The sequence below is a fragment of the Bartonella sp. TS25HLJMH genome, assembly GCF_042193505.1.
Classification (GTDB): domain Bacteria; phylum Pseudomonadota; class Alphaproteobacteria; order Rhizobiales; family Rhizobiaceae; genus Bartonella; species Bartonella grahamii.
The window spans coordinates 98,475-120,982 of sequence record NZ_JBHILV010000005.1 but is presented as its reverse complement, the minus strand read 5'-3'; the positions used below and the strand labels follow the sequence as shown (position 1 = coordinate 120,982).

The 22,508-nt window shown below is 36.0% G+C and carries 19 protein-coding genes; 11 read left to right on the top strand and 8 right to left on the bottom strand.

The genetic code is table 11. The features are described 5' to 3' along the window. Window positions 1–358 precede the first annotated feature (358 nt). Window positions 359–1,447: a site-specific DNA-methyltransferase gene (locus ACFINF_RS03910; RefSeq protein WP_372440009.1), complete on the bottom strand. Its 1,089-nt coding sequence runs from the start codon at window positions 1,445–1,447 to the stop codon at window positions 359–361. 371 nt (window positions 1,448–1,818) lie between these two features. On the opposite strand from ACFINF_RS03910, the gene ACFINF_RS03905 reads away from it, so the two are divergent. The 8 genes from ACFINF_RS03905 (at window position 1,819) to ACFINF_RS03870 (ending at window position 12,338) form a co-directional block, all read left to right on the top strand. After that, complete coding sequence (locus tag ACFINF_RS03905) at window positions 1,819–2,514, top strand: HAD family hydrolase (protein WP_375619760.1); 696 nt, start codon at window positions 1,819–1,821, stop codon at window positions 2,512–2,514. A gap of 416 nt (window positions 2,515–2,930) precedes the next feature. Next, a complete protein-coding gene (locus tag ACFINF_RS03900; RefSeq protein ID WP_375619759.1) occupies window positions 2,931–3,167 on the top strand; it encodes a hypothetical protein in 237 nt (78 codons plus the stop codon). A 1,029-nt stretch (window positions 3,168–4,196) separates the two neighbouring features. Continuing rightward, window positions 4,197–4,553, top strand: a complete 357-nt coding sequence (locus ACFINF_RS03895) for a hypothetical protein (RefSeq protein WP_375619758.1) — start codon at window positions 4,197–4,199, stop codon at window positions 4,551–4,553. 179 nt (window positions 4,554–4,732) lie between these two features. Further along, window positions 4,733–5,095: a hypothetical protein gene (locus ACFINF_RS03890; RefSeq protein ID WP_375619757.1), complete on the top strand. Its 363-nt coding sequence runs from the start codon at window positions 4,733–4,735 to the stop codon at window positions 5,093–5,095. Between the two features lie 215 nt (window positions 5,096–5,310). Continuing rightward, window positions 5,311–5,673 carry a hypothetical protein gene (locus ACFINF_RS03885; protein WP_375619756.1) on the top strand — a complete coding sequence of 121 codons (363 nt, stop codon included), beginning with the start codon at window positions 5,311–5,313 and terminating at the stop codon, window positions 5,671–5,673. 623 nt (window positions 5,674–6,296) lie between these two features. Continuing rightward, a complete protein-coding gene (gene thrC / locus ACFINF_RS03880) occupies window positions 6,297–7,694 on the top strand; it encodes a threonine synthase (protein WP_375619755.1) in 1,398 nt (465 codons plus the stop codon). Between the two features lie 83 nt (window positions 7,695–7,777). Continuing rightward, window positions 7,778–9,052 (top strand): M16 family metallopeptidase, encoded by a 1,275-nt coding sequence (locus ACFINF_RS03875; protein ID WP_375619754.1) that lies wholly within the window; start codon window positions 7,778–7,780, stop codon window positions 9,050–9,052. A gap of 400 nt (window positions 9,053–9,452) precedes the next feature. Beyond that, window positions 9,453–12,338, top strand: coding sequence for an EAL domain-containing protein (locus ACFINF_RS03870; RefSeq protein ID WP_375619753.1), 2,886 nt, complete (start codon window positions 9,453–9,455; stop codon window positions 12,336–12,338). Between the two features lie 42 nt (window positions 12,339–12,380). Here ACFINF_RS03870 and ACFINF_RS03865 read toward each other — a convergent pair whose 3' ends face one another. Continuing rightward, complete coding sequence (locus ACFINF_RS03865; protein WP_375619752.1) at window positions 12,381–12,965, bottom strand: YqgE/AlgH family protein; 585 nt, start codon at window positions 12,963–12,965, stop codon at window positions 12,381–12,383. Window positions 12,966–13,036: 71 nt separating this feature from the next. Here ACFINF_RS03865 and ACFINF_RS03860 point away from each other — a divergent pair, with 71 nt between their 5' ends. Then, entirely contained in the window at window positions 13,037–13,915 is an 879-nt protein-coding gene (locus ACFINF_RS03860; RefSeq protein ID WP_375619751.1) for a protein-disulfide reductase DsbD domain-containing protein, read from the top strand. A gap of 27 nt (window positions 13,916–13,942) precedes the next feature. On the opposite strand, the gene rnhA is transcribed toward ACFINF_RS03860, so the two are convergent. The 4 genes from rnhA to cyoE all read right to left on the bottom strand — a co-directional run bounded on the left by rnhA (window position 13,943) and on the right by cyoE (window position 17,561). After that, entirely contained in the window at window positions 13,943–14,410 is a 468-nt protein-coding gene (rnhA, locus tag ACFINF_RS03855; RefSeq protein WP_375619750.1) for a ribonuclease HI, read from the bottom strand. Between the two features lie 5 nt (window positions 14,411–14,415). Beyond that, window positions 14,416–15,375, bottom strand: a complete 960-nt coding sequence (locus tag ACFINF_RS03850) for a homoserine kinase (RefSeq protein WP_375619749.1) — start codon at window positions 15,373–15,375, stop codon at window positions 14,416–14,418. Between the two features lie 24 nt (window positions 15,376–15,399). Then, a complete protein-coding gene (gene ispH, locus ACFINF_RS03845; protein WP_375619748.1) occupies window positions 15,400–16,431 on the bottom strand; it encodes a 4-hydroxy-3-methylbut-2-enyl diphosphate reductase in 1,032 nt (343 codons plus the stop codon). A 194-nt stretch (window positions 16,432–16,625) separates the two neighbouring features. Further along, window positions 16,626–17,561 carry a heme o synthase gene (gene cyoE / locus ACFINF_RS03840; protein ID WP_375619747.1) on the bottom strand — a complete coding sequence of 312 codons (936 nt, stop codon included), beginning with the start codon at window positions 17,559–17,561 and terminating at the stop codon, window positions 16,626–16,628. Window positions 17,562–17,892: 331 nt separating this feature from the next. Between cyoE and ACFINF_RS03835 the strand changes: the two genes are divergently transcribed. Both ACFINF_RS03835 and tldD read left to right on the top strand, forming a co-directional pair. Then, the gene (locus ACFINF_RS03835; RefSeq protein ID WP_375619746.1) at window positions 17,893–18,432 is read left to right on the top strand and encodes an invasion associated locus B family protein; all 540 of its coding nucleotides are present in this window, start codon (window positions 17,893–17,895) and stop codon (window positions 18,430–18,432) included. 109 nt (window positions 18,433–18,541) lie between these two features. Then, the gene (gene tldD / locus ACFINF_RS03830) at window positions 18,542–19,966 is read left to right on the top strand and encodes a metalloprotease TldD (protein WP_375619745.1); all 1,425 of its coding nucleotides are present in this window, start codon (window positions 18,542–18,544) and stop codon (window positions 19,964–19,966) included. Between the two features lie 545 nt (window positions 19,967–20,511). On the opposite strand, the gene ACFINF_RS03825 is transcribed toward tldD, so the two are convergent. Both ACFINF_RS03825 and ACFINF_RS03820 read right to left on the bottom strand, forming a co-directional pair. Further along, window positions 20,512–21,765 (bottom strand): class I SAM-dependent RNA methyltransferase, encoded by a 1,254-nt coding sequence (locus ACFINF_RS03825; protein ID WP_375619744.1) that lies wholly within the window; start codon window positions 21,763–21,765, stop codon window positions 20,512–20,514. Beyond that, window positions 21,758–22,507 (bottom strand): TlyA family RNA methyltransferase, encoded by a 750-nt coding sequence (locus tag ACFINF_RS03820; protein ID WP_375619743.1) that lies wholly within the window; start codon window positions 22,505–22,507, stop codon window positions 21,758–21,760. The genes ACFINF_RS03825 and ACFINF_RS03820 overlap by 8 nt, the downstream gene beginning before the upstream one ends. Window position 22,508 lies beyond the last annotated feature (1 nt).

The following is a 22,508-nucleotide window of genomic DNA, read 5'->3' as shown; positions in this document are numbered from 1 at the left end:
TGAATAACGCTAAATTATCTTTATAAACCAATACATTTTACGCACTTTATAGATGCACGTATTACCTCAAATAAGCACTTAATTTTGAACTTCTGAATGAGCCTTTTAATTTTGATATTTCATTTTTATAAGATTATATTAAAATTTTACTGTTTTGGAAATAAAATCAGAACGTAGAGTGAAAATTTCTCATTTTAATTTCTTTCACAAGAAGCATAAAAATACTCGCTTGCCGCTTACAAGCGAGATTAGTGTGTTAATAAAATACATCTAAGAAAGGCATAAAATACCCTCACGTCCATCTCAATCAAGATCAGGTACATTGATGATCACTCTAGAATGAAGCGATCAGCTTAGTTCATAAAACACCCGTTTTTAACATTTGTGAACGTATGATCATTCTTAAATGATCTATGGACTTCAACCGTCCATTTTCCTCATAATACCAAAATGTCCAACCATTGCAACTCTGCGAATCTTGAGCCTTTCTTCCCATTGCGTGAATTGAGCCCGCTTCACCACCATGCATAATCGTACCATCAGCTCTTACAATAGCAGATACTTGCTTCTTACGATCATAAAGAACTTCTCCAGGATAGAGTAAACCTGCTTCAAGCAAACTGTTGAATGCTACGCGCGGTTCTGCTTTTTTTCTATCCAAAATCGCTAGTTCTGGTTGCGCTAAAGGTTTAACCGCTGCAATTCTCTCACATGCTGCATCAATGTAATCTTGCTCGCGTTCAATCCCAACAAAATCACGCCCTAAAAGCTTGGCAACAGCACCTGTTGTTCCCGAACCAAAAAATGGATCAAGAATAACATCACCAGGTTTACTAGAAGCCATAATAATACGTGCTAATAACGCTTGCGGTTTTTGTGTTGGATGTAATTTACGCCCTGAATCATCCTTCAAACGTTCAGCTCCAGTGCAGAGAGGGAAAAGCCAATCTGAACGCATTTGTAGATCTTCATTTGCCGCTTTTAAGGCATCATAATTAAATGTGTACTTTTTATCTTTTTGATCTCGCACGGCCCAAATAAGCGTCTCATGAGCATTTTGAAAACGGCGCCCTCGAAAATTAGGCATCGGATTATTTTTGCGCCAAATAATATCATTAAGCATCCAAAAACCTAAATCTTGTAATGCCGTCCCAACTCGAAAAATATTATGGTAAGATCCGATAACCCAAAGTGTTCCGTTGGGTTTTAATACACGACGACAAGCAAGCAACCATGCACGGGTAAAAGCATCATAAGCAGCAAAACTCTCAAACTGATCCCATGCATCATCAACCGCATCAACAAGCGAATGATCTGGACGGTATAAAGCTCCGTCCAATTGCAAATTATAAGGTGGATCCGCAAAAATCATATCAACGGAATGTTTTGGAAGTTTTTCTAGAACGGAAACACAATCTCCTTTAAAAATTTTATTGCGCCATGGCATCTGTGAGGGAGTACGAAGAAAATCTTTTTGAAGCTGAATAACTGTCATGAAAAACCCAACAAAATTAACTGAATTTGCCCTATAATCAACCAAAATAGTTTATAGGCCCGCATTACCAATCCATATTTACAAAATAGCGTAAACGTATCGTTAAAGTTCTACAAAATTGATAATTGTTTTTGTTTTTTTAAGTAAAAAAACTTTCATATGAATGAAACCTTATTTTTCTTTTTTTCAATGTACTGTTCCCATATCTTTTATTTCGTAAAAGAATTAAGAATCATTTTCAAAGCGTATTTTTATGAAATAAGATCCTCTCAATATCGTTTTCATAAAAGTTGTCCATCTCGTAACATGTAAAGGAATATCTTATGCCTCAGATAGATCTTATTATTTTTGATTGTGACGGAGTTCTCGTCGACTCTGAATATCTTGCAGCAAAAATTGGATCTCAATTGCTCAAACAAACAGGATATGAAATATCACCCGAAGAATTGAGTGAGCGTTTTGCAGGACTTATCTTTCGCGATATTCTTAAACACGTTGAACAGGAAACAGAAAAACCAATTTCTGCTCATCTCATAGATCAGATGACTAATATTTTTCGTACACAAATAAAAACTAAATTACGGGCTATTGATGATGTAAGAGAAGCCGTAGAAATTATTCAAACACGCTATCCCTACTGTATCTGCTCTAATGCAAAAAGCGTAGATATAAAAGAGATGCTCACCACGGTTGATCTCTATGACCTTTTTGAAGGTAAAATATTTTCAGCACCTGAAGTTGGAACAAAAAGAACGAAACCGGCCCCTGATGTTTTCCTTTTTGCCGCACAACAATTACAGGTAGAGCCCCAAAACACTATCGTTATAGAAGATTCACTTCATGGTATACACGCAGCCATAGCAGCAGGCATGCGTGTCATCGGCTTTACGGGAGGATCACATAGCTATCTTGGCCACTCTAATGCACTTGCAGAAGCTGGTGCAGAAACAGTTATCGCAAAACATGCTCATTTAGGAGAAGTCTTAGAAGCAATGGCAGTATGGCGAAATCTATTATAAAAAATCTCTTGAATATATCAGTTTGTAAACTCTGGTAAGAAGCATTTTTACTCAAATGCCCTTCTCTTCTCGCTGCTTCTTTTATAACAACTTCAATAAATGCATAATTCACGGTACGGGTGAATTGCATTTCAATATGAAGGAAAAAATATAGCATCTCATTGAGCAATCATAAGCCAGTTATTGCACGTGCTTTAAACAAAGTAAAAAACAGGGATGAAAACTCATAAAAATCAAAACCTGCTTATCTATCTCAAATCCGATATCCCACTCCCAAACTCAGCAGTCCATCCTGATAAATTATTATATTTTTCAAAAAAGGAATATTACGATGCCCTGCTCGATAAAATGTGAAAAATTGCTAGCCTCTTCTATCTGATCAAAAAAAATCACACACTATGGTAAATTTTTAGAGTATGTGCGTATTGATCATGGAAAAACAGATTAAAATTCACGGAATCTATGGAATACAAGAGTTTATTGAAAACAACAAAAGCGTCCTTGTTGAGTTAGAAGGACTTATATTTACTCAATCCAAATCTCGTAAACTTGTTGAAGGCTTATTTACTTTGCAGCTTAAACAGTATTTTAACAGCATCAATTGGTACAACCTCCCTAAGATTACAAAAGATAAAAAGAATACATTCGTATGAAGATGTGCATTTTATAAACAACATTTCACACCAAGTAATTTACAGACAAAAACATTGATTTATAATCATAATTTATCATTATTAAATTAAACAAAAAAAACCGAATATTGTAAGATTCTCTCATTTCAAATCTGGATATGCTGAATTAAATAAAGAAAGAAATAAAATGCCTCTTAATAAATTATCTCAAGAGGCAAAGATTGTAGTAACAGTAGGAGCGAGCAAAGTGTATAGCGATGCCATCTTTCTTCTTTATAAACGTCAAAGATTCTGATGCCCTAAGAATTTTATATATGGGACTTTATCATCATATCTATAATTGTAAAATAGGCTTGAGTACCTCGAGAAGAATTTCTTTAAAAAGCACATAAATGTTAAACAACGTAAAGAGATACAAGTAGTTGCTCAAAATTTTCCGAAAGTACTTACATAGACTTTTTAAATAAACAATGAAATAAGATCTTTTCAAAAGTAATCCAACTTTAGAAAAGACACTCTTTCTAAAAATAAAAGCGGATTTTCAGTTTGGAAAGAAGAAAATGTTAAAAAATATTATCTAATGCCGATCTTTCAGCACTCATAAATGTGTCTGAATTGATATTCTTCTATACACTGCTTTACATCACAGTAATATGCTGTTCACATTGGCAAGAAAAAGATAATATCATTTATCTATATCCAATTCGAGCTATACTTTATACTATGAGAGAAATGTATATTTTTTAGTATCTATAAATTTATTAAAAAAATAATATTAATATCATTTTATAAAAATTATATGATCATAATATGTTATTTATATATAATACATAACAAAATATTTTATAAAATTTAAAAAATATTTTTGTAATTATTACTGTTACATTTTTACAATAATGTTTATAAAAAATTATATTTATATTTTTATATGTATTTTTATTATTGACTAAAAATACATATTGAAATATATAAATTGTATATAGCGTGAGATGTATAAACATTATGTATATTTTCTTACATATATAACTTAAAAATATTTGAGGTAAAGTTATGGTCAGAATATTTAAAAATTATATCTTAAGCATTTTTATAGCGAGCGCTTTTTTTATTTCTCAAACTGTAAATGTTAATGCAAACTATTTGAAAAACGATACTCAAAAAGAGGAATTTTCTGTCTTCCCAATGGAACAAGTAAAGTATGCGGAATCTAATATAGTTTCTACGACTGCTTTCTATGTTCCATCTGTAAATTATCAAACAGAAAATGGAACAATAGGTAAAGGGAAAATTGAAAAGGTCCTTGAGCCTATGACTATAGGAGTGGGACTATTGTTTGCTGGATATGCAATAAGCTTTATCGGATCGATAATAAGTTGGATAAAGGACATAGTATTGATGTTCAAATAATTCAACCTCGTCTAAAATCCTAAAATAATGGCTTCATTATGTGTTGATGTATTATTGCAAATAATAACATAATGAAGCTTCTCTTTCTATAAGATATAAATATTGTAGATTATATCCAAATATCAAAAGTGTAAATTTACGCATATATATTGAATAGTATAAAATATTTGAGGTAAATTATGATTAAATTGTTTAAAAATAATATGTTAAGTATTTTCATTATGTCTGCCTTTTCTCTTTTACAGGTTGTAAATGCACATGCAAACTATTTGCAAAATAATGCTTATCGTGAGAATATTTTTGTTTCTGCAATAGAGCAGAAAAAACAGGATGCAGTCCATACCGTTTCTCTCTATAGCCCCATTCTAAATCTTGGAGTGGATAATGAAACTACTATTGAAGGAAAATTTGAAAAGGTCGTTGAACCTCTTACACTCGGAACCTTTGGTGTTGGGATGGCACTTGGATATGCATCAAGTACGATAGGCATGTTTTTAGGATGGATAATAGGTAAAATAATATCGTATTTTAAATCTCTTTAAAATTGAAATTTTATCAGAATAAAACCTTCTCATACGAAATATAAACAATGGATATATTCTGTATTTATCCATTGTTGATGACAAAAAACTAATGAATTATCACATTAAGAATGAAAAAGCTTTAAATGCTTCTGTTTCTCTCAATGTGCACTAATTCTGCCGATGCATCTATTCAATTCAAATTAAAATAAAAGTAAAAGTATTGGTGATAAATTATGATTAAGGTATTGAAAACTTACGTATTAAATATTTTTATAGCAGTTGCTTTTTTGCTTTCACAAGTTATAAATGTTCATGCCAATCATGTGAAAAATGATATTCAATGGGAAACTGTCTCTCTAATAGAACAGGGAAAGAAAAAAGCTATCGATATAGCTTCTCTTTATGTCCCAAGTTTCACTCATGGAGCAAAAAGTGAAACTGCCATTGAAGGAAAATTTGAGAAAGTATTTGAACCAATTACGCTAGGAGTTTTTTCTACAGTAGGAGCTTTGGGTTTTGGATTCTTGACTGGATTTGTTATGTCCATATTTAGCGGGATAATCGGATGGGCAATAGGAAAACTTAAAGGCAAATAATTCAAAGATACTCAGTTATTTTTTCTATTTAAAATAAGAATATTTTACAGCCTGCTTCACATCATTTAGCAGGCTGTCGTATGTTTTCTATGGATAAACTTTAGGTTCCCATATTGTATAGAACAAATATAATATCTATTAGTATACAAAATAATAAATTAAGCTAAACAAAAATTATTCACAGTATAGATTTGCGCACGAAATGCCATAAAATTACCTTATAAATTTTCCAGTGTGAATTTTGAGTTGTATCATTTCAACATTCATTTTAGCAGATTTAATTGTTACAAAGTATAAGAGCATAAAATAACGATGAATGATTGAGTTTTACAAAAAAGTTCTTCAATAAATACCATTCTATCTATTTGACTTTATTATTTAAGAAGGTGCACAAATGAAGATACGTTGCAAAATTTAAGTGAGTGAATAATAGAGAGAAAATTTTCGACTTTAACAGATTTTCTGTGAAAATTTGACGTTTATATCTCAAAATAAAAATGCTTAAGACTATTTCCTTTCATTATTGGGTTAAAAACTCTATCCATTTAATAATTTAAATATTATGAAAAACGTGAAATAAATAACTTCACCAATTTTCCAGAAATAAAAAAAGGATAAGACTTATGGAATATATCAGCACGAGAGGTGAAGCCCCTGCTTTAAGCTTTACGGAAACGATCATGACGGGATTGGCAAGTGATGGGGGGCTTTATCTGCCAGATAAATTTCCTCAGCTATCATTTGATGCATTACGAGCACTTCGTGGTCAGTCCTATACAACAATTGCTAAAACTATTCTGTGGCCCTTTGTGAATAACGAAATCGAATATACAGCTTTTGAAAATATGATCGCTGAATCTTATGCAACCTTTCACCATCCAGCAATCTGTCCATTACGACAAACTGGAGCAGATGAATTTATCCTCGAACTCTTTCATGGTCCTACTTTAGCTTTTAAAGATGTAGCAATGCAGTTTCTTTCTCGACTGATGGATTATGTTTTGACTAAAAAAAATAGATGTGCAACGATTATTGCTGCAACATCAGGTGATACAGGAGGGGCTGCGATACAGGCTTTTGCTGGAAAAGAACACTCAGATATTTTTATTTTATTTCCTAAAGGACGTGTATCACCTGTTCAACAACGGCAAATGACAACCAATCAATGTTCAAATGTTCATGCCATTGCCATTGAAGGAAATTTTGATGATTGCCAAGCTCTTGTCAAAGCAATGTTTAATGACCACAATTTTCGTAAAAAAAGAGCGCTTTCAGGTGTTAATTCTATAAATTGGGCACGTATCATGGCGCAAATTGTTTACTATTTTTCATCTGCACTTTCCTTAGGAGCTCCTGATAGAGCTATTTCATTTACTGTTCCTACTGGAAATTTTGGTGATATTTTTGCAGGTTATGTCGCAGCCCGTATGGGATTACCTATTGCTCAACTGGTCATCGCAACGAATGATAACGACATCCTTGCACGTACATTGACCACTGGTACTTACGAAACACAACCAATAGTCCATACAACATCACCTTCTATGGATATTCAGGTCTCTTCTAATTTTGAACGTTTGCTCTTTGAAAGTGGCAATCGTGATCCAATGTGGATTCGCAATGCAATGGAAAACTTGAAACAATCAGGACGTTTTACTCTTGATGAAAAGCAACTCAAAAATATTCGTTCCATATTTTCCGCTGGGAAAAGCAACATGGCAGCAACAGCTCAAACAATTGATAGTGTCTATAAGGAAAGTGGCTATCTTGTTGATCCACATACAGCCGTCGCTCTTCAAGTAGCGCGTAAAAACAAAAAAAACCATATTCCAATGATCGTCCTTGCCACAGCTCATCCAGCTAAATTTCCTGGTACTATTAAAAGTGCTTGTGGACTTCATGCCCCATGGCCATCTCATCTCAATGATGTAATGAAACGCGAAGAACACTTTGTAAGTCTTGCTAATGATGAAAAAATAGTAAAAGATTATATCTCTTTAAAATCGCGTGCATCTTATTAAAGTTAGCTGCATTAACTTAAATCAAGAATATTCTAATACCCTTACAATGAGGTATTTAGTTTATTTAATGGAGTTGTAAATACATGGATGTAGATATATGTCGCCTTAGCAATGGCTTGACTATCGCCACACATACAATGCAACAAATTAATAGTGTTGCCCTCGGAATATGGGTTAAAGTAGGCTCACGCAATGAAACCTCCACACAGCATGGTATTGCTCATCTTCTTGAGCATATGGCTTTTAAAGGAACCGAAAACCGCACTGCTTTTCAAATTGCAACCGATATTGAAGATGTTGGCGGTGAAATCAATGCCACAACCAGTATTGAAACAACAGCTTACTTTGCACGTGTACTTAAAAGCGATATCCCACTTGCTATAGACATTTTAGCCGATATTTTAATGCATTCAAAATTTGACGACAATGAACTAGAACGAGAAAAACAAGTAATATTTCAGGAAATTGGTGCCGCTCATGACACTCCTGATGATATTGTTTTTGATCACTTTACAGAAACAGCCTTTCGTCATCAATCCCTTGGACGCTCTATTTTAGGAACAGCTAAAACTATTCAATCATTTACATCTACTGATCTCCATAATTTCATCAATAAACAATATAGTGCAGATCGTATGATTGTCGTTGCTGCAGGAGCTGTAAAACACGAAAGTTTCTTGCGAGAAGTTGAAAGTCGTCTTGGTACTTTTCGCTCCCATTCAACCGCACCTCTTACTAATCTTGCAAATTATGTCGGTGGCGACTTTCGTGAATATCGCGATTTAATGGATACACAAGTTGTTCTAGGGTTTGAAGGGCGTGCTTATCATGCGCGTGATTTTTATGCTGCCCAAATTCTTTCAATTATTCTTGGTGGTGGTATGTCTTCACGTCTTTTTCAAGAGGTAAGAGAGAAACGTGGATTATGCTATTCTATTTACGCTTTTCATTGGGGATTTTCAGATACTGGGCTTTTTGGTGTTCACGCAGCTACCGGACAAGAAGGGCTCAAAGAACTTATTCCCGTGATTCTTGATGAACTTTCCAAGGTCAGCAAAAATATTCACGCCAATGAACTGCAACGAGCACAAACGCAATATCGTGCGAATCTGACAATGTCACAGGAAAATCCCTCTAGTCAAGCACATCTCATTGCTCGCCAAATACTCCTTTATGGTCGACCAATTCCAATGTCGGAAACAATTGAACGCCTCAATCTCATCACGCCTAAAAGATTAACTGATTTAGCACATAGTCTTTTTACAAATTCCACTCCAACATTAACTGCTGTCGGACCTGTAGGACCCCTCATAAATTTTGATGATTTAACGTCAACTCTTTCATACAAGCTAAAGTAAAAAACTTCTTTTCAAAACAGCATCACAATAACATACACATATTTTATCGCAAAATTTACCACAAAAGCTCTTCTCATTAAATAAGTTTTGGAAATATTGGGCAAAGAAGCGTACAAAACTACCCAATTCATACTTCATGTGATAAAGATTCTAATGAGTGAAGCTATATCCGTGAAATCTGGAAATTCATGGTTTAACTTTGCCCTTTTAAAATACAGAATTTCATTTGCTTCAAGTTCCATTGAAGAAAATGAACATGTGGTCTATTTGTATATAAAACCACATAACTTAAGAAAAAGTGATAACAATTTATTATGTAAATAAATTATAAAAGGTGGACGTTTTTTCTCAAAAATCGAAATGAAAGTTAAACATCCTAAAATATTGAGAGTGGGACATTGTGAAGAGTTTGCGTAAAATAATTGACATCATTTTCATTGTAGTCGTTAGTTCTCTTGTCCATCTTACATCAGCACAAGCAATTGAGCCAGTTAAAATTTCTTCTCAGGATGCTGCTCTTGATCTCTCACAAGCAATTGAAATTCACCATACAAACAGCTCTATTTTTCAAACAAGTACAGCACCAGGACCAGATGGTATTGTTTGGCGTATTGAAGTGCAGGCAAAAAATGAAAAATTTTCCGGAAATTGGGCAGTTTTTTCTCTTGCAAATCCAACAGATGAACAAGTCGATCGTCTCATTGTTGCCCCCCATTACCGCATGGCGCGTTCTGGATTTTTTTGGCCAGACCTTGGATCAGCAAGGATACAATCCATAACGCCAAGCGAAGGTTTTTCCCTCGATCGTCAACTTAGTGCAAACTCTGATATCTTTCATATTACTCTTAACCCTGGTGCTGTTGTTACATTTGTGGCCGAACTTAACTCTGCAAATCTACCGCAAATCTATTTATGGCAACCTGAAGCTTATAAAGATGCAATTAATTCTTATACGCTTTATCATGGTATTCTCCTTGGTATATCTGGTCTCTTAGCACTTTTGTTAACTGTTCTCTTTGTCGTCCGTGGAACAGGGCTGTTTCCTGCAACAGCAGCTGTTGCCTGGGCTGTGCTTTTTTATATTGGTATTGACTTCAACTTTTTAAATAAATTCTTTGCAGTTACACTCACAACACAACCAATCTGGCGTTCTGGTACAGAAGTAGCACTTACTGCTACACTCTTCATTTTTCTTTTTACCTATCTCAGCCTTAACCGCTGGCATTATCATTTTAGTTACGGTGCTATCGCTTGGACCATTGCCTTTTGCAGTCTAGGAGCCTTTGCTATTTATGATCCAATCAGAGCAGCTGGAATTGCGCGTTTGTCTTGTGGTCTTACCGCTGTGCTTGGTATAATATTAATCATCTATTTCTCAATCAGAAGCTATGACCGTGCCATTATGCTTATCCCAACATGGTTGCTCCTTAGCTTTTGGTGTGTTGGAGCCTATGCCTGCATAGCTGGATATTTAAACAATGATATTATCCAGCCAGCATTAGCGGGAGGATTAGTGCTCATTGTTCTTCTCATCAGCTTTACTGTCCTGCAACAAACTTTTTCTAATGATGCTTTCCATGAAGGAATATTTTCCGACCTTGAACAACAAGTACTCGCAGCAAAGGGAGCTGGAAATATTATTTGGGATTGGAATATTGAGCGTGACCGTATTGTTGTACATCCAAACATGGCAACCCTTTTTGGTACTGAAATTCATAACCTCAATGGACCTATGCGCAACTGGATTTCAGCCTTGCACCATGATGATCGTGAACGCTTTCAAGCCGTATTAGATATCATTCTTAAAAATAAAAAAGGACGCATTGATCAAATTTTTCGGCTTTCTTCTGGTGGTGGTTATTATCATTGGTTTTCTCTTCGTGCACGTCCGGCTATGCAAAAAGATGGGAAAATCACACGTGTCATTGGAACCATTGTCAATATTACTAACCACAAAAAATCCGAAGAACGCTTATTGCATGATGCAATCCACGACAGCTTAACCGGCCTTCCTAATCAACAAATTTTCTTTGATAGACTACAAAATTATACCTCTTTGGCGAAAGCAAATATCAAAATTAGACCGACTGTCTTTATGATTGATTTTGACAATTTTCGCCAAATTAATCGCAAATTAGGCATAGCAGTTGGGGATACTGTACTGCTTATAATTGCACGTCGTTTAAACCGTCTCATTAATTTTCAAGACACCTTATCGCGCCTTTCAGCAGACCGCTTTGCAATTATTTTACTCAGTGAAACTGAACCACAAAAAATTGCAGCATTTGCAGATCATTTGCACAAAACAATTTCAGCACCTATTTCACTTTCAGAAAACAAAATAATCCTTTCAACGTCTATCGGATTGGTTACATGGAGTGAAAGCCGATCGACGGCTAAAGATATTTTTAATGATAGTGAATTAGCGATGATTCGCGCAAAACAAATGGGTGGAAACCATATTGAACCTTTCCGTCCTAATTTTCGCACTTTGGGTCTCGAACATAATACTCTGGAGAAAGATGTTCATTATGCCATAAAACGTAATGAGATAAAAATCCTCTACCATCCTATTCTTAATTTATCAGACGGACATATTATTGGTTTTGAAACAATTGTAGAATGGCATCATCCCACTTATGGAAATTTAAATGTCTCTGATTTCATAAAAATCGTAGAAAACGAACAAATTGTTATGAATTTGTCACAATTTATCATCGATAATGCCATTATCGATCTTATAAATGTACAAGAAAAGTTTTCCCAACAATCTTTCTTTATTTCAATTAATTTACCAAGCGCAGAAATGATTCATCCTCGTTTTATCAGTCAATTGCGCGCCGCTTTGCTTCGTCATCCGCTCCACAAGGGGCGTTTGATGATTGAAATATCTGAATTCGTCTTAAGAAATAATCCTGAACAATCAGCGCACTTTCTCGAACAAATTAAAACACTTGGAATGAATCTTGCACTCGATAATTTTGGAACAGGTTATTCGTCTCTGACCTATCTCGTACGTTATCCATTTGATATGGTTAAACTTGATCGTTCACTTATCTCAATCGACTCTCTTAAGAAGAAAATTGTTCTCAAGTCTATCATTAATATGGCAACAGATCTTAATTTGCAAATTATCGCAGAAGGTGTTGAAAATGAAAAAGAAGCAATCTTCCTCCGTCAAGAAGGCTGTAAATATGTTCAAAGCACACTTGTAACGAAACCGATTGCCATAGAAGAATTAATTACGCTCGTTCAGAGCCATTTCCCTTATAAAATAAAAACATAAGGGATAAAATAACGTGTAAAGTTAAAAAGCTTAGAAAAAACTCTACGCGTGTCCCATTTCAGAAGCAAGATAAGTTGGATCGATACCCATGCGTATTAAACTTTTATCATACTTGCAGCTTAAATCGCTTTCAAAAAGAAAACTAGGTGATGTAGAACTGATTAGCCAACCATTTGTAGAAATTTCTGCCTCAAGTTGTCCCGCTTTCCATCCAGCATAACCTAATGCTATCAGTGCATGTTGCGGACCTTGTTCGCAACTGATCGCTTTTAATATATCAATTGTCGCAGTAAAACAGACCTTATCTGCAATAAAAACAGTTTCTTCACAAGCATAATCATCTGAATGAAGGACAAAACCACGCGAAGGATCAACAGGACCACCATAGCGAACTGGAAACTGTTTTATTGGTTCAGAAAGGCTTTTTTTTTGGTCACTGTCTATGACTCCCAAGTGAAGCAAAAGCTCTGGAAAATCAATATGATGCAATTGATTAAGAATGATGCCCATCGCACCGGCATCAGAATGCGCACAAATATAAATAACAGAACGAATAAAGCGTTTGTCATTCATCCCAGGCATTGCTATGAGTAATTGTCCACCTAAAAAGCCATTACACCGCTTCATTAATCTGTTATTCTCCATAATTTACATGATAAAAGTTCGTTCATTTAGCATACTAGGAAAATAAAACTCCAATGAAAAAAAGTCATATATTTACAAATTTACAAAATATCGCAACTTTCTTTTATAAAAAGCTTTTAGTTACTTTAAGCTTAACATTCATAGTTTTAGAATTACTTAACATTCCTGTAAATGCTCAAACAAAACAAAAACTCCAGCTTTTCGCAACATCTTGGTATAAATCAGATGGTGGTCGTATCCGATTAGCAATCACAGAACCTTCTCTTTCTGGAATAAGAGAAGGCATTATTGAAATTGAGCTTAAACCAGGATGGAAAACTTACTGGCGTAATCCAGGTAATTCTGGCATGGCACCATTTTTTAATTTCAACCAACAGATTTCTTATGAAATCTTTTATCCTACTCCACAGCTTTTTGAAACAGAAAATGATTGGTCATTAGGTTATAAAGATAAAGTAATATTGCCCTTCAATCTTTCTGGTTCAAGCAAAAATTTAAGCGGTGCTTTCACTCTTGGATTATGTAATAAGATCTGTCTTCCATTTACTGTTAACTTTGATTTTTCGCCATCTGCTCTTAAAAATAAACATCTTCCTGCTTCCTTCTTAAAAAAGGCGCAAGATTCTTTGCCCCGCATGATGCAGAATGCACTAAAAATAAGTGCCGAAAAAAATAACAGTACCCTTCTTATAAAAATACAAAATAACAACAAAACTACACCTTCCTCTCTCTTTTTAGATGGAGGAGAAATGCAAATTGGAGCAGCAAGAAAAATCAGTGATAACGCAGAATATACACTCTTCAGTGCTCCACTCTATTTCGCACCAGAAGAAATAAACCAAAAAATTTTTTATACAGTTTCTTTTAAAGATCACGCCTTAAGTGGAACATTCATATTCCATACGCCGCCAACCCCTCTTACGACTCCGTGATAAAAGAAAAAAGCTCTCAAACAGCAATTATGCTGGAAAACGTCCATTTTCACGATATTGAGTAATTGCTTTGCGAGCAAGCGCATCTGCGCGTTCATTTTCTGGATGTCCCGCATGCCCTTTTACCCAGTGCCATCTGATAGTATGACGAGAACAAACATCCTCAAGAGCTTGCCATAACTCTCTATTTTTAACAGCTTTTTTTGATACAGTACGCCAATTATTCTTCTTCCATCCTTCAAGCCATAAAGATATACCGTTGCGCACATAAACAGAATCCGTATAAAGATCAACAGAACAAGATTCTTTAAGTGCTTTCAACGCACAAATTGCCGCCATCAGTTCCATTTGATTGTTAGTTGTTTGTACTTCTCCACCATAAAGCTCACGTTCATGACCATTCCAGCGTAAAATTGCTCCCCACCCTCCAACTCCAGGATTACCTGAGCAAGCACCATCTGTATAAATTTCGACGATTTTTTGCTTATTTAACATAAAATTCAAAAACCTAATTCACTTAGCGAATTTACATTACTGAAAAAACAAAGCTTGTGCCAATATTCCCACGGATCTTTCTTAACGACAAAACTACCGGGTGGTGTATTAAACCAATCATAAAGGCGCGTAAGTAAAAAGCGTAAAGCTGCACCACGCACCAAAAAAATAATTGCGTTCAATTCTAAGGGCACCAATGGCCTTATCTTTTGATAATTTTCCAATAGTCCACGTGCTTTGGTAAGGTTATAGGAATGGTCCTGTTCAAAACACCAAGCATTCAAACAGATAGCTAAATCATAAGCCCAAAAATCAGTACAAGCGAAATAGAAGTCTATAATACCAGAAAGACGACGATTCAAAAAAAACACATTATCATTAAATAAATCGGCATGAATAATACCTGTTGGCAAATTCGATGGCCAATTTTTTTCTAAAAAAGCCAACTCAGTATCAATTTTTCTTCCAAACTCTTTAAGCAACGTATCTTCACTTGTTTGGCAACTTTTCCATAATAGTTTCCAATCGACGAGAGAAAGAGTATTCCTACGGTTAAGCGAAAAATCCTGTCCTGCTAAATGCAATTGCGCTAGATTATTACCCACTTCACAGCAATGATATATATCGGCTTGACGAACCCACATTCCTTCCAGAAATGTAATAATAGCAGCAGGACGTCCTGCTAATTCCCCAATTGTTGTCCCATCACTTTGAATTACTGGTTGAGGGCAAGGGATTCCACGTCGCCCTAAGTATTGCATAAGACTACAAAAAAAAGGCAAATCATCTTTTGAAATACGTTTTTCATAAAGCGTTAGAATAAACTTCCCTTCCGTTGTATAAAGCATAAAATTAGAATTCTCGATACCCTCCGCTATGCCTTGATAGGACAGAAGTGAACCTATCGAATAACGTGTCAAAAATGCCTTCAAATCATTCTGATGAATATCAGTATAAACTGCCATTATTTTGCTTTCGTTTTAAGCCTTTTATGTATCATCATTTGCATTTGTTAACGACTCAGTTCGACCATTAACGAAAGCCATATCTTTAGGGGTTAAAATGACATCACGCAATTCCCGATTAACTAAAAATGTCTCCGTTTCTACTGCAGTCTCAGTTAATTCTATTTTAACGTCATAACGCTTACGAAAAGCTGTAATAATTTCATTAACAATAACTTCAGGAGCAGATGCACCAGCTGAGAGACTCACAACAGAAAGTGCTCCAAGACGATCAAAATCAATTTCGTTAACACCTTGCACTAAAATAGCTTGGCGCGCACCAAACCTCTCAGCAACTTCTACTAAACGTCGTGAATTAGAAGAATTTGGTGCACCGACAATTAAAAATAGATCACTTCCCAACGCTGCGGCTTTAACAGCTTCTTGCCGATTCGTTGTAGCATAGCAAATTGATTCAGCTGCCGGTGACTCTAACATAGGAAAACGCCGTTGCAACACATCAAGAATCTCCGCTGTATCTTCAACAGAAAGTGTTGTTTGCGTAACAAATCCCAACTTTTGGGGATCATCTGGTTGATAATGTAAAGCATCCTTTACTGTCTCAATTAATGTAACAGCCCCTTTTTCAAGCTGTCCCATTGTTCCTATTACCTCTGGATGACCAGAATGACCAATCAATATGACATGACGGCCATGCCGTTGATGTCTTATCGCTTGTTTATGAACCTTAGAAACCAAAGGACATGTTGCATCAAGATATAGCAAATTATATCGACGTGCTTCTTCTGGTACGGATTTTGGTACCCCATGGGCAGAAAATACAACGGGTTGACCACGATGCTCTTCTGGAATCTCATCAAGCTCTTCAACAAAAATAGCTCCACGCTGCTGCAAGCCCTCAACTACATAACGATTGTGCACAATCTCATGACGAACATAGACTGGAGCGCCATATTTTTTTAACGCGAGAATAACAATCTGAATCGCACGATCAACCCCAGCACAAAACCCCCGCGGACTACAAAGTCGCATTGTTAAAGGAGAGAATTTTAACATAATTTATCCCTTAATATTTATGCTTTTATTACATACCTCAACATACTATTGCTATATATCAGGCAGGAAAAACAGGCAGAAAAAAATTCTGAAATGTTATCTCCTTTATGGAACAGCATTTTAACCTTTTTTAGGTTAAGGTGGTACTTTATTAAGACACGATTTTCAATTTCCACTGCTTGATTACATCAAATTTAAGAGATGAAAAACCTCCAAACTAGAGATTCAATTAAAAGAGCTCCGAATATAGTAGCCAAATAAAATAACGAAAAGAAAAACGTCTTTTTTGCCATTAAAATAGTTGCATCATGCGTATTGGCTTTCCATAAACGATAGGCAAAATAAATAAAGATCATGCTTAAAATTGTCGAAAAAATACCATAGGAAATTCCCGCAAAACCACTCATAAAAGGTCCAGCGGCGCATATTGCCATAAGGACAGTATAAAATAAAATCTGCTTTTTTGTTGAATATTCACCTCGTACATTAGGCATCATAGGAATACCCGCTGCACCGTAATCAAGAGATGAAAATAAAGAAAGGGACCAAAAATGTGGGGGGGTCCACATAAAAATGATTAAAAACAACAAAAAACTCTCAATATTCACCGTACCCGTTGCTGCAGCCCATCCAATCACAGGTGGGAAGGCTCCAGCTGCACCACCAATAACAATATTTTGTGGCGTTATACGCTTTAGCCAAATTGTATAGACAACGATATAAAAGAAGATTGTGAACGCAAGAAGAAATGCTGCAAGCCAATTAATGAAGTTCCCCATAATCAATACCGCAAGCATAGAAAGAACCATGCCAAAAATAAATGCTTTTCGGGAACTGATTTTACCCATAGGAATAGGACGCTTTTGGGTCCGTTCCATCATGGCATCAATGTCAGCATCATACCACATATTCAGTGCTCCCGCACCGCCACCACCGATTGCAATACATAAAATCGCTAAAAAACCATACAACGGATTGATAGGAACAGGCGATACAAGCAAACCAACCAGAGCCGTAAAAACCACAAGAGACATAACACGTGGCTTTAATAATGTGATATAATCACCAATACCGGATTTTGGTGGCGTTGATTTACCATTCACAACCGATAACTCTCCTGAAACTGACATTCCGCTCAAAGCCCTTTTCCATTTCTATCGTTCAAAAACCAATATTATCTAGCGTATGGAAATGATCAATTAAGACCAATCGTATTTTTGAGAAAATATGAAATACCTCGTTCGCACGTATCCCCTAAAAATAGATGGAAATATTGGCAACAAAAATACATTTTTTCAATCAACATTCTCTCCTACATTACAAATGTATCATAAAAATATATCCTATGGATTAATATATTTTGGTAAATACTGATTTTGTGTTATAGTTTTTATGTGGGGAATTCATTTTTTTATGTAAATCTATGCATGGTTGTGTGTGTTGAGTCGGATAGGATTTTCTGTGATACTTTATAAATTACTTAAAAAAAATTTTTTTATTGGTTCTGTTCTTTACACACTTTATAGTAGTTTTATCAATCATGCATTTGCACAAACACCCTATGCGCAAAATGTCCCTGCTCCACAAACTTATGGTGCATGGACAAAAGTTTGTACTCTACCGCCAGGTACACCTAACATGCAGTGTGAAGTTGTACAAAACGTTCATACACAAGGTCGTCATGATATTACCTTGCGTGTTACATTTTATAAACTTCCTCAAAAGCAAGGTGCTTTGATGCGTGTTTTTGTTCCGATTCGCGTTGAATTACGTCCTGGCGTTGGAATTAAAATTGACGATAAAAATATGGGCAGAATGGAATATCGTCGTTGTCTTGGTGATAATTGTGTTGCTGAAGCCTTTCTTAAAGAAGATATATTGCAGCTCTTTTTAAAAGGAAAAATGGCAACCTATTTTATCTTTACAACTCCTGAACAAGGAATTGGAGGTTTCGTTGACCTTCATGGTCTTGGCGACGCCTATGCAACCTTACCTACATGAATGAAATCGATACACTTTAGACGATTAAAATCTCATTGTATATTTTGAAAGCTTCTTAAATTAGATTAATAAAAATCTTCTAAGTCTCCATAAAAATAGGATAATTCTTATGAAATCGCTGATTGATCATTTTGATATTAATTCCTCTAAAGTGCAATCACTTGTACAGGAAACGCTTCATCATGCTGATGATGGTGAGCTTTACCTTGAGTATACAGAAAGCGAAGCTCTTTTATTTGATAATGGACAGCTTAAAAACGGCTCTTTCCATCAAGATATGGGATTTGGTCTGCGTGTCGTTGCTGGAGAAGCTACCGGATATGCATATTCTAGTGAATTATCAGCTGCTGCACTTAAACGTGCCAGTGAAGCAGCTAAAGCTATTACCTATAATAATCATCCAGGGACTTATAGCATAGCACCTCAACAAACAAACAAAAGACTTTATCAACCGCATAATCCCCTTGATGCTCCATCATTTGAAGAAAAAAGTGCTCTTTTGCAAAAAATTGATGCCTATTTACGTGCTAAAAATGATAAATTGCATCAAGTGACTGCTTCTCTTTCCGGCTCGCTACAACATGTTGAAATTTTACGTGCAGATGGTTATTTGGTTCGTGATATTCGTCCCCTTGTGCGACTTTCTATATCTGTGGTCGTAGCTGAAGGCAATCGACGTGAAAATGGTTTTTATGGATGTGGAGGGCGACAAGCATTTGACAAATTTATTCATGAAGACAATTGGAAAAAAGCTGCGGATGAAGCCTTACGTATGGCTTTAACAAATTTAGAAGCAGAAGCAGCACCTGCAGGGTCTTTTGATGTTGTCTTAGCCAATGGATGGCCTGGCGTTATGCTCCATGAAGCCGTAGGTCATGGTTTAGAAGGTGACTTTAACCGTAAAAAAACATCTGCTTTTGCTGGACTTTTAGGACAACAAGTTGCGGCAAAAGGTGTTACAGTTGTTGATGATGGAACAATTCCACAATGCCGTGGCTCTCTCACTGTCGATGATGAGGGGACCCCTTCAGGATATAACGTTCTTATTGAAGATGGAAAGCTCGTTGGTTTTATGCAAGACAGGCTTAATGCACGGCTTATGGGAGGTAAATCAACTGGAAATGGACGGCGTGAATCTTATGCTCATGTACCAATGCCACGAATGACCAATACAATCATGCTAGGAGGAGATAAAACACCTGAAGAAATCCTTTCTTCACTCAAACATGGTATCTATGCTGTTTCATTTGGTGGAGGACAGGTTGATATTACTTCTGGAAAATTCGTCTTTGAATGTACTGAAGCATACCGAGTCGAAAATGGTAAAATTGGTGCACCAATCAAAGGCGCAACTCTTATTGGAAATGGACCGGATGCTATGAAACGTATTACAATGATTGGCAATGATAGTAAACTTGATAATGGTATCGGTATCTGTGGAAAAGCTGGACAAAATGTCCCTGTTGGTGTTGGGCAACCTCATCTTCGAATCAATAATATGACAATCGGTGGAACTGCGCTTATAAAGGAATAAGCTTTCTCATTCCTTTTCAATATTGCCTCCTCCTCATCTATCACGACCACTTTGTGAGGGGGGAGGTAAAATGCATTGATCTATAAAGATAATCTATCGTTGTTCATATTGAATTAGAACCTTGAATACCATAAGATTCTCTCATTTCAAATTCGTTCCATATTGAATCAATCAAAACCTTTCGTTTGTACGTTACAGGTGGGGGGAGTTATATGAATAAAAACTGTAAAAGACAGGACCAAAGATTTCTCTTATGTCCCCTCTCAAGTACCAAAAGTTGTAGCCACATTGGGAGATGGCAAATATAACACTGGCACCGGCTTGTTCAGACACATCTTCTTCGTAATACATTAGTCTTTTGTGTGGGGTAATTTACCTTTTATATATTCATAATAAAAAGTTTAAAATAAAAAACACTTTCTACATTCAGTGCTCTTAATTCAACGAGAAAAAGGTTATTATTATAGATGAATTTTGGAGAGATTTTATAATAATACTCAAGTAAACTTTTAAAAAAATCTTCATGGCATTAAAAAAATTTTAGGCTAAAGCTTCCAAGCTTTCTTTTTTTTCTTTTTGCTTAAAAAAGCAACAATTTCGACATGTGGTGACCATAAAAATTGATCAATCGGTATGATCTGTTCTATTGTATAACCACTCGCAACAAGAAGAGATAAATCACGAGCAAACGTAACAGGATTGCATGAAATTGCCACTACACATGGGATTGTCGCCTTCGCTAATTCACGCACCTGCTCTTGCGCACCAGCGCGTGGAGGGTCAAAAACAACGCACTCAAAACACTCAAGTTCCTTCCCAGAAAGTGGACGACGAAAGAGATCACGTTTTTCACAAGTTACTGTTTTTAAACCGGTCGCAAAACGTGCTGCCCGATTTAGATTCTCTAACGCTACCCCATCATTCTCAACCGCGTGAACATTTACTTTTTTTGCCATACGCAACGCAAATGTTCCCACTCCGGAAAACAAATCAACAGCATTCTTTGCCTTTTTTAAATGAGATAAAATAATATTACTCATAATATTTTCTGCTTCAAAAGTGGCTTGAAGAAAACCTCCAGGAGGAAGTTCAATACGAACATCTCCAAAGCAAACCAATGGTTTTTCTCGTTCAATCAAAACCTCACCTTCAACAGACAGACGCGTAATTCCACATGAAAGGGCTGCATGCACCATTTTCTGACGAATGTGCTCATCCCGCACAACACACCCATTCAAAGCAACGTCTAAGCCATTTTCAACAGACGTTATCGTAATATGAAACCGTTTGTTATGATTACTTACAAGACCACAAAGAACCTTGATATCATCTAATTTAGACATAATCTCTAAACGTGTGACTGGACATTCCTTGAGGGCGATAACATCATGAGATAAATAACGGTTAAAACCAATAATATGACCTTTCTGAGTGGCAAGCGCTGTTAAAGTAATTCGTCGGCGAGTGTGATGTCCACATTCAATTAAAGGAGAAACAGAGACATCAATCCCATGCCTTTTAAGCGCATCAACAACCAGTTGGCGTTTCCAAGAGCTATAAAAATCGCTACGCCAATGCTGAAGCATGCACCCTCCACAATGCTCAAAATGTTGGCAATTAGCTTCAATACGTTCTGGTGATTTTTCTTCTAATGTAATAAGTTTTCCATATTTCCCACGAAGAGAAACTAGAGCAACCTCTCCTGGTAAAGTAAAAGGAACATAGATAGAGCCATACGGTGTATTTGAAATAGCATAACCGTTAGGTCCGATATGGTCGATTATAACTCTGTTATTCACTCTTTTTTTCCCCGAATAACAAATATTCTATATTGCCATCACCACCTGCTATGGGTGAAGGAAGCAAACCTTTCGCGGTCCACTCTCTTTGAGTGTTTAGCCAATCAAAAAGATCTTCAGCAGTTTGTTTTGCTATTGATGGATTTCTCAATACCCCGCCCTTACCGATAGCTTCTCGACCAATTTCAAATTGTGGCTTTACCAATAAAACCGCTTGAGCTCCTTTCCTAGCTAAAGACAAAACGGGAGGTAATGCAAGTTTGAGAGAAATAAAACTAACATCTGATACTATGAGATCAATTTCCCGACCTTCTAAATGTTTCTGTTTTAAATCTCTAGCATTTAAGCCTTCTAATAAAGTTATCGCACTGTTCCCAAATAAACGTGCATCAAACTGATTATTACCAACATCAACAGCAATAATATGTGCTGCTCCACGCTCTAAAAGAACTTGTGTAAAACCACCTGTCGATGCACCAATATCAATGGCAGTTACTTTATCTGTTATAATCGGAAATGTATCAAGTGCACTGATCAATTTTAACGCCGCACGTGAAACATAATTTTGTGCAGGATCACAAACTACAATGTCTGCGTCATTAGAAATGATTTGCCCAGCTTTAAAAACTATTTCGCCATCAACTTTAATAGTTTGGCGTATAATGGCGTCGCGTACCCGTGAACGCGTCGTAAAAAAGTTTTTTTCAACTAAAAAAACATCAAGCCTTTTCTTAACGCCCATT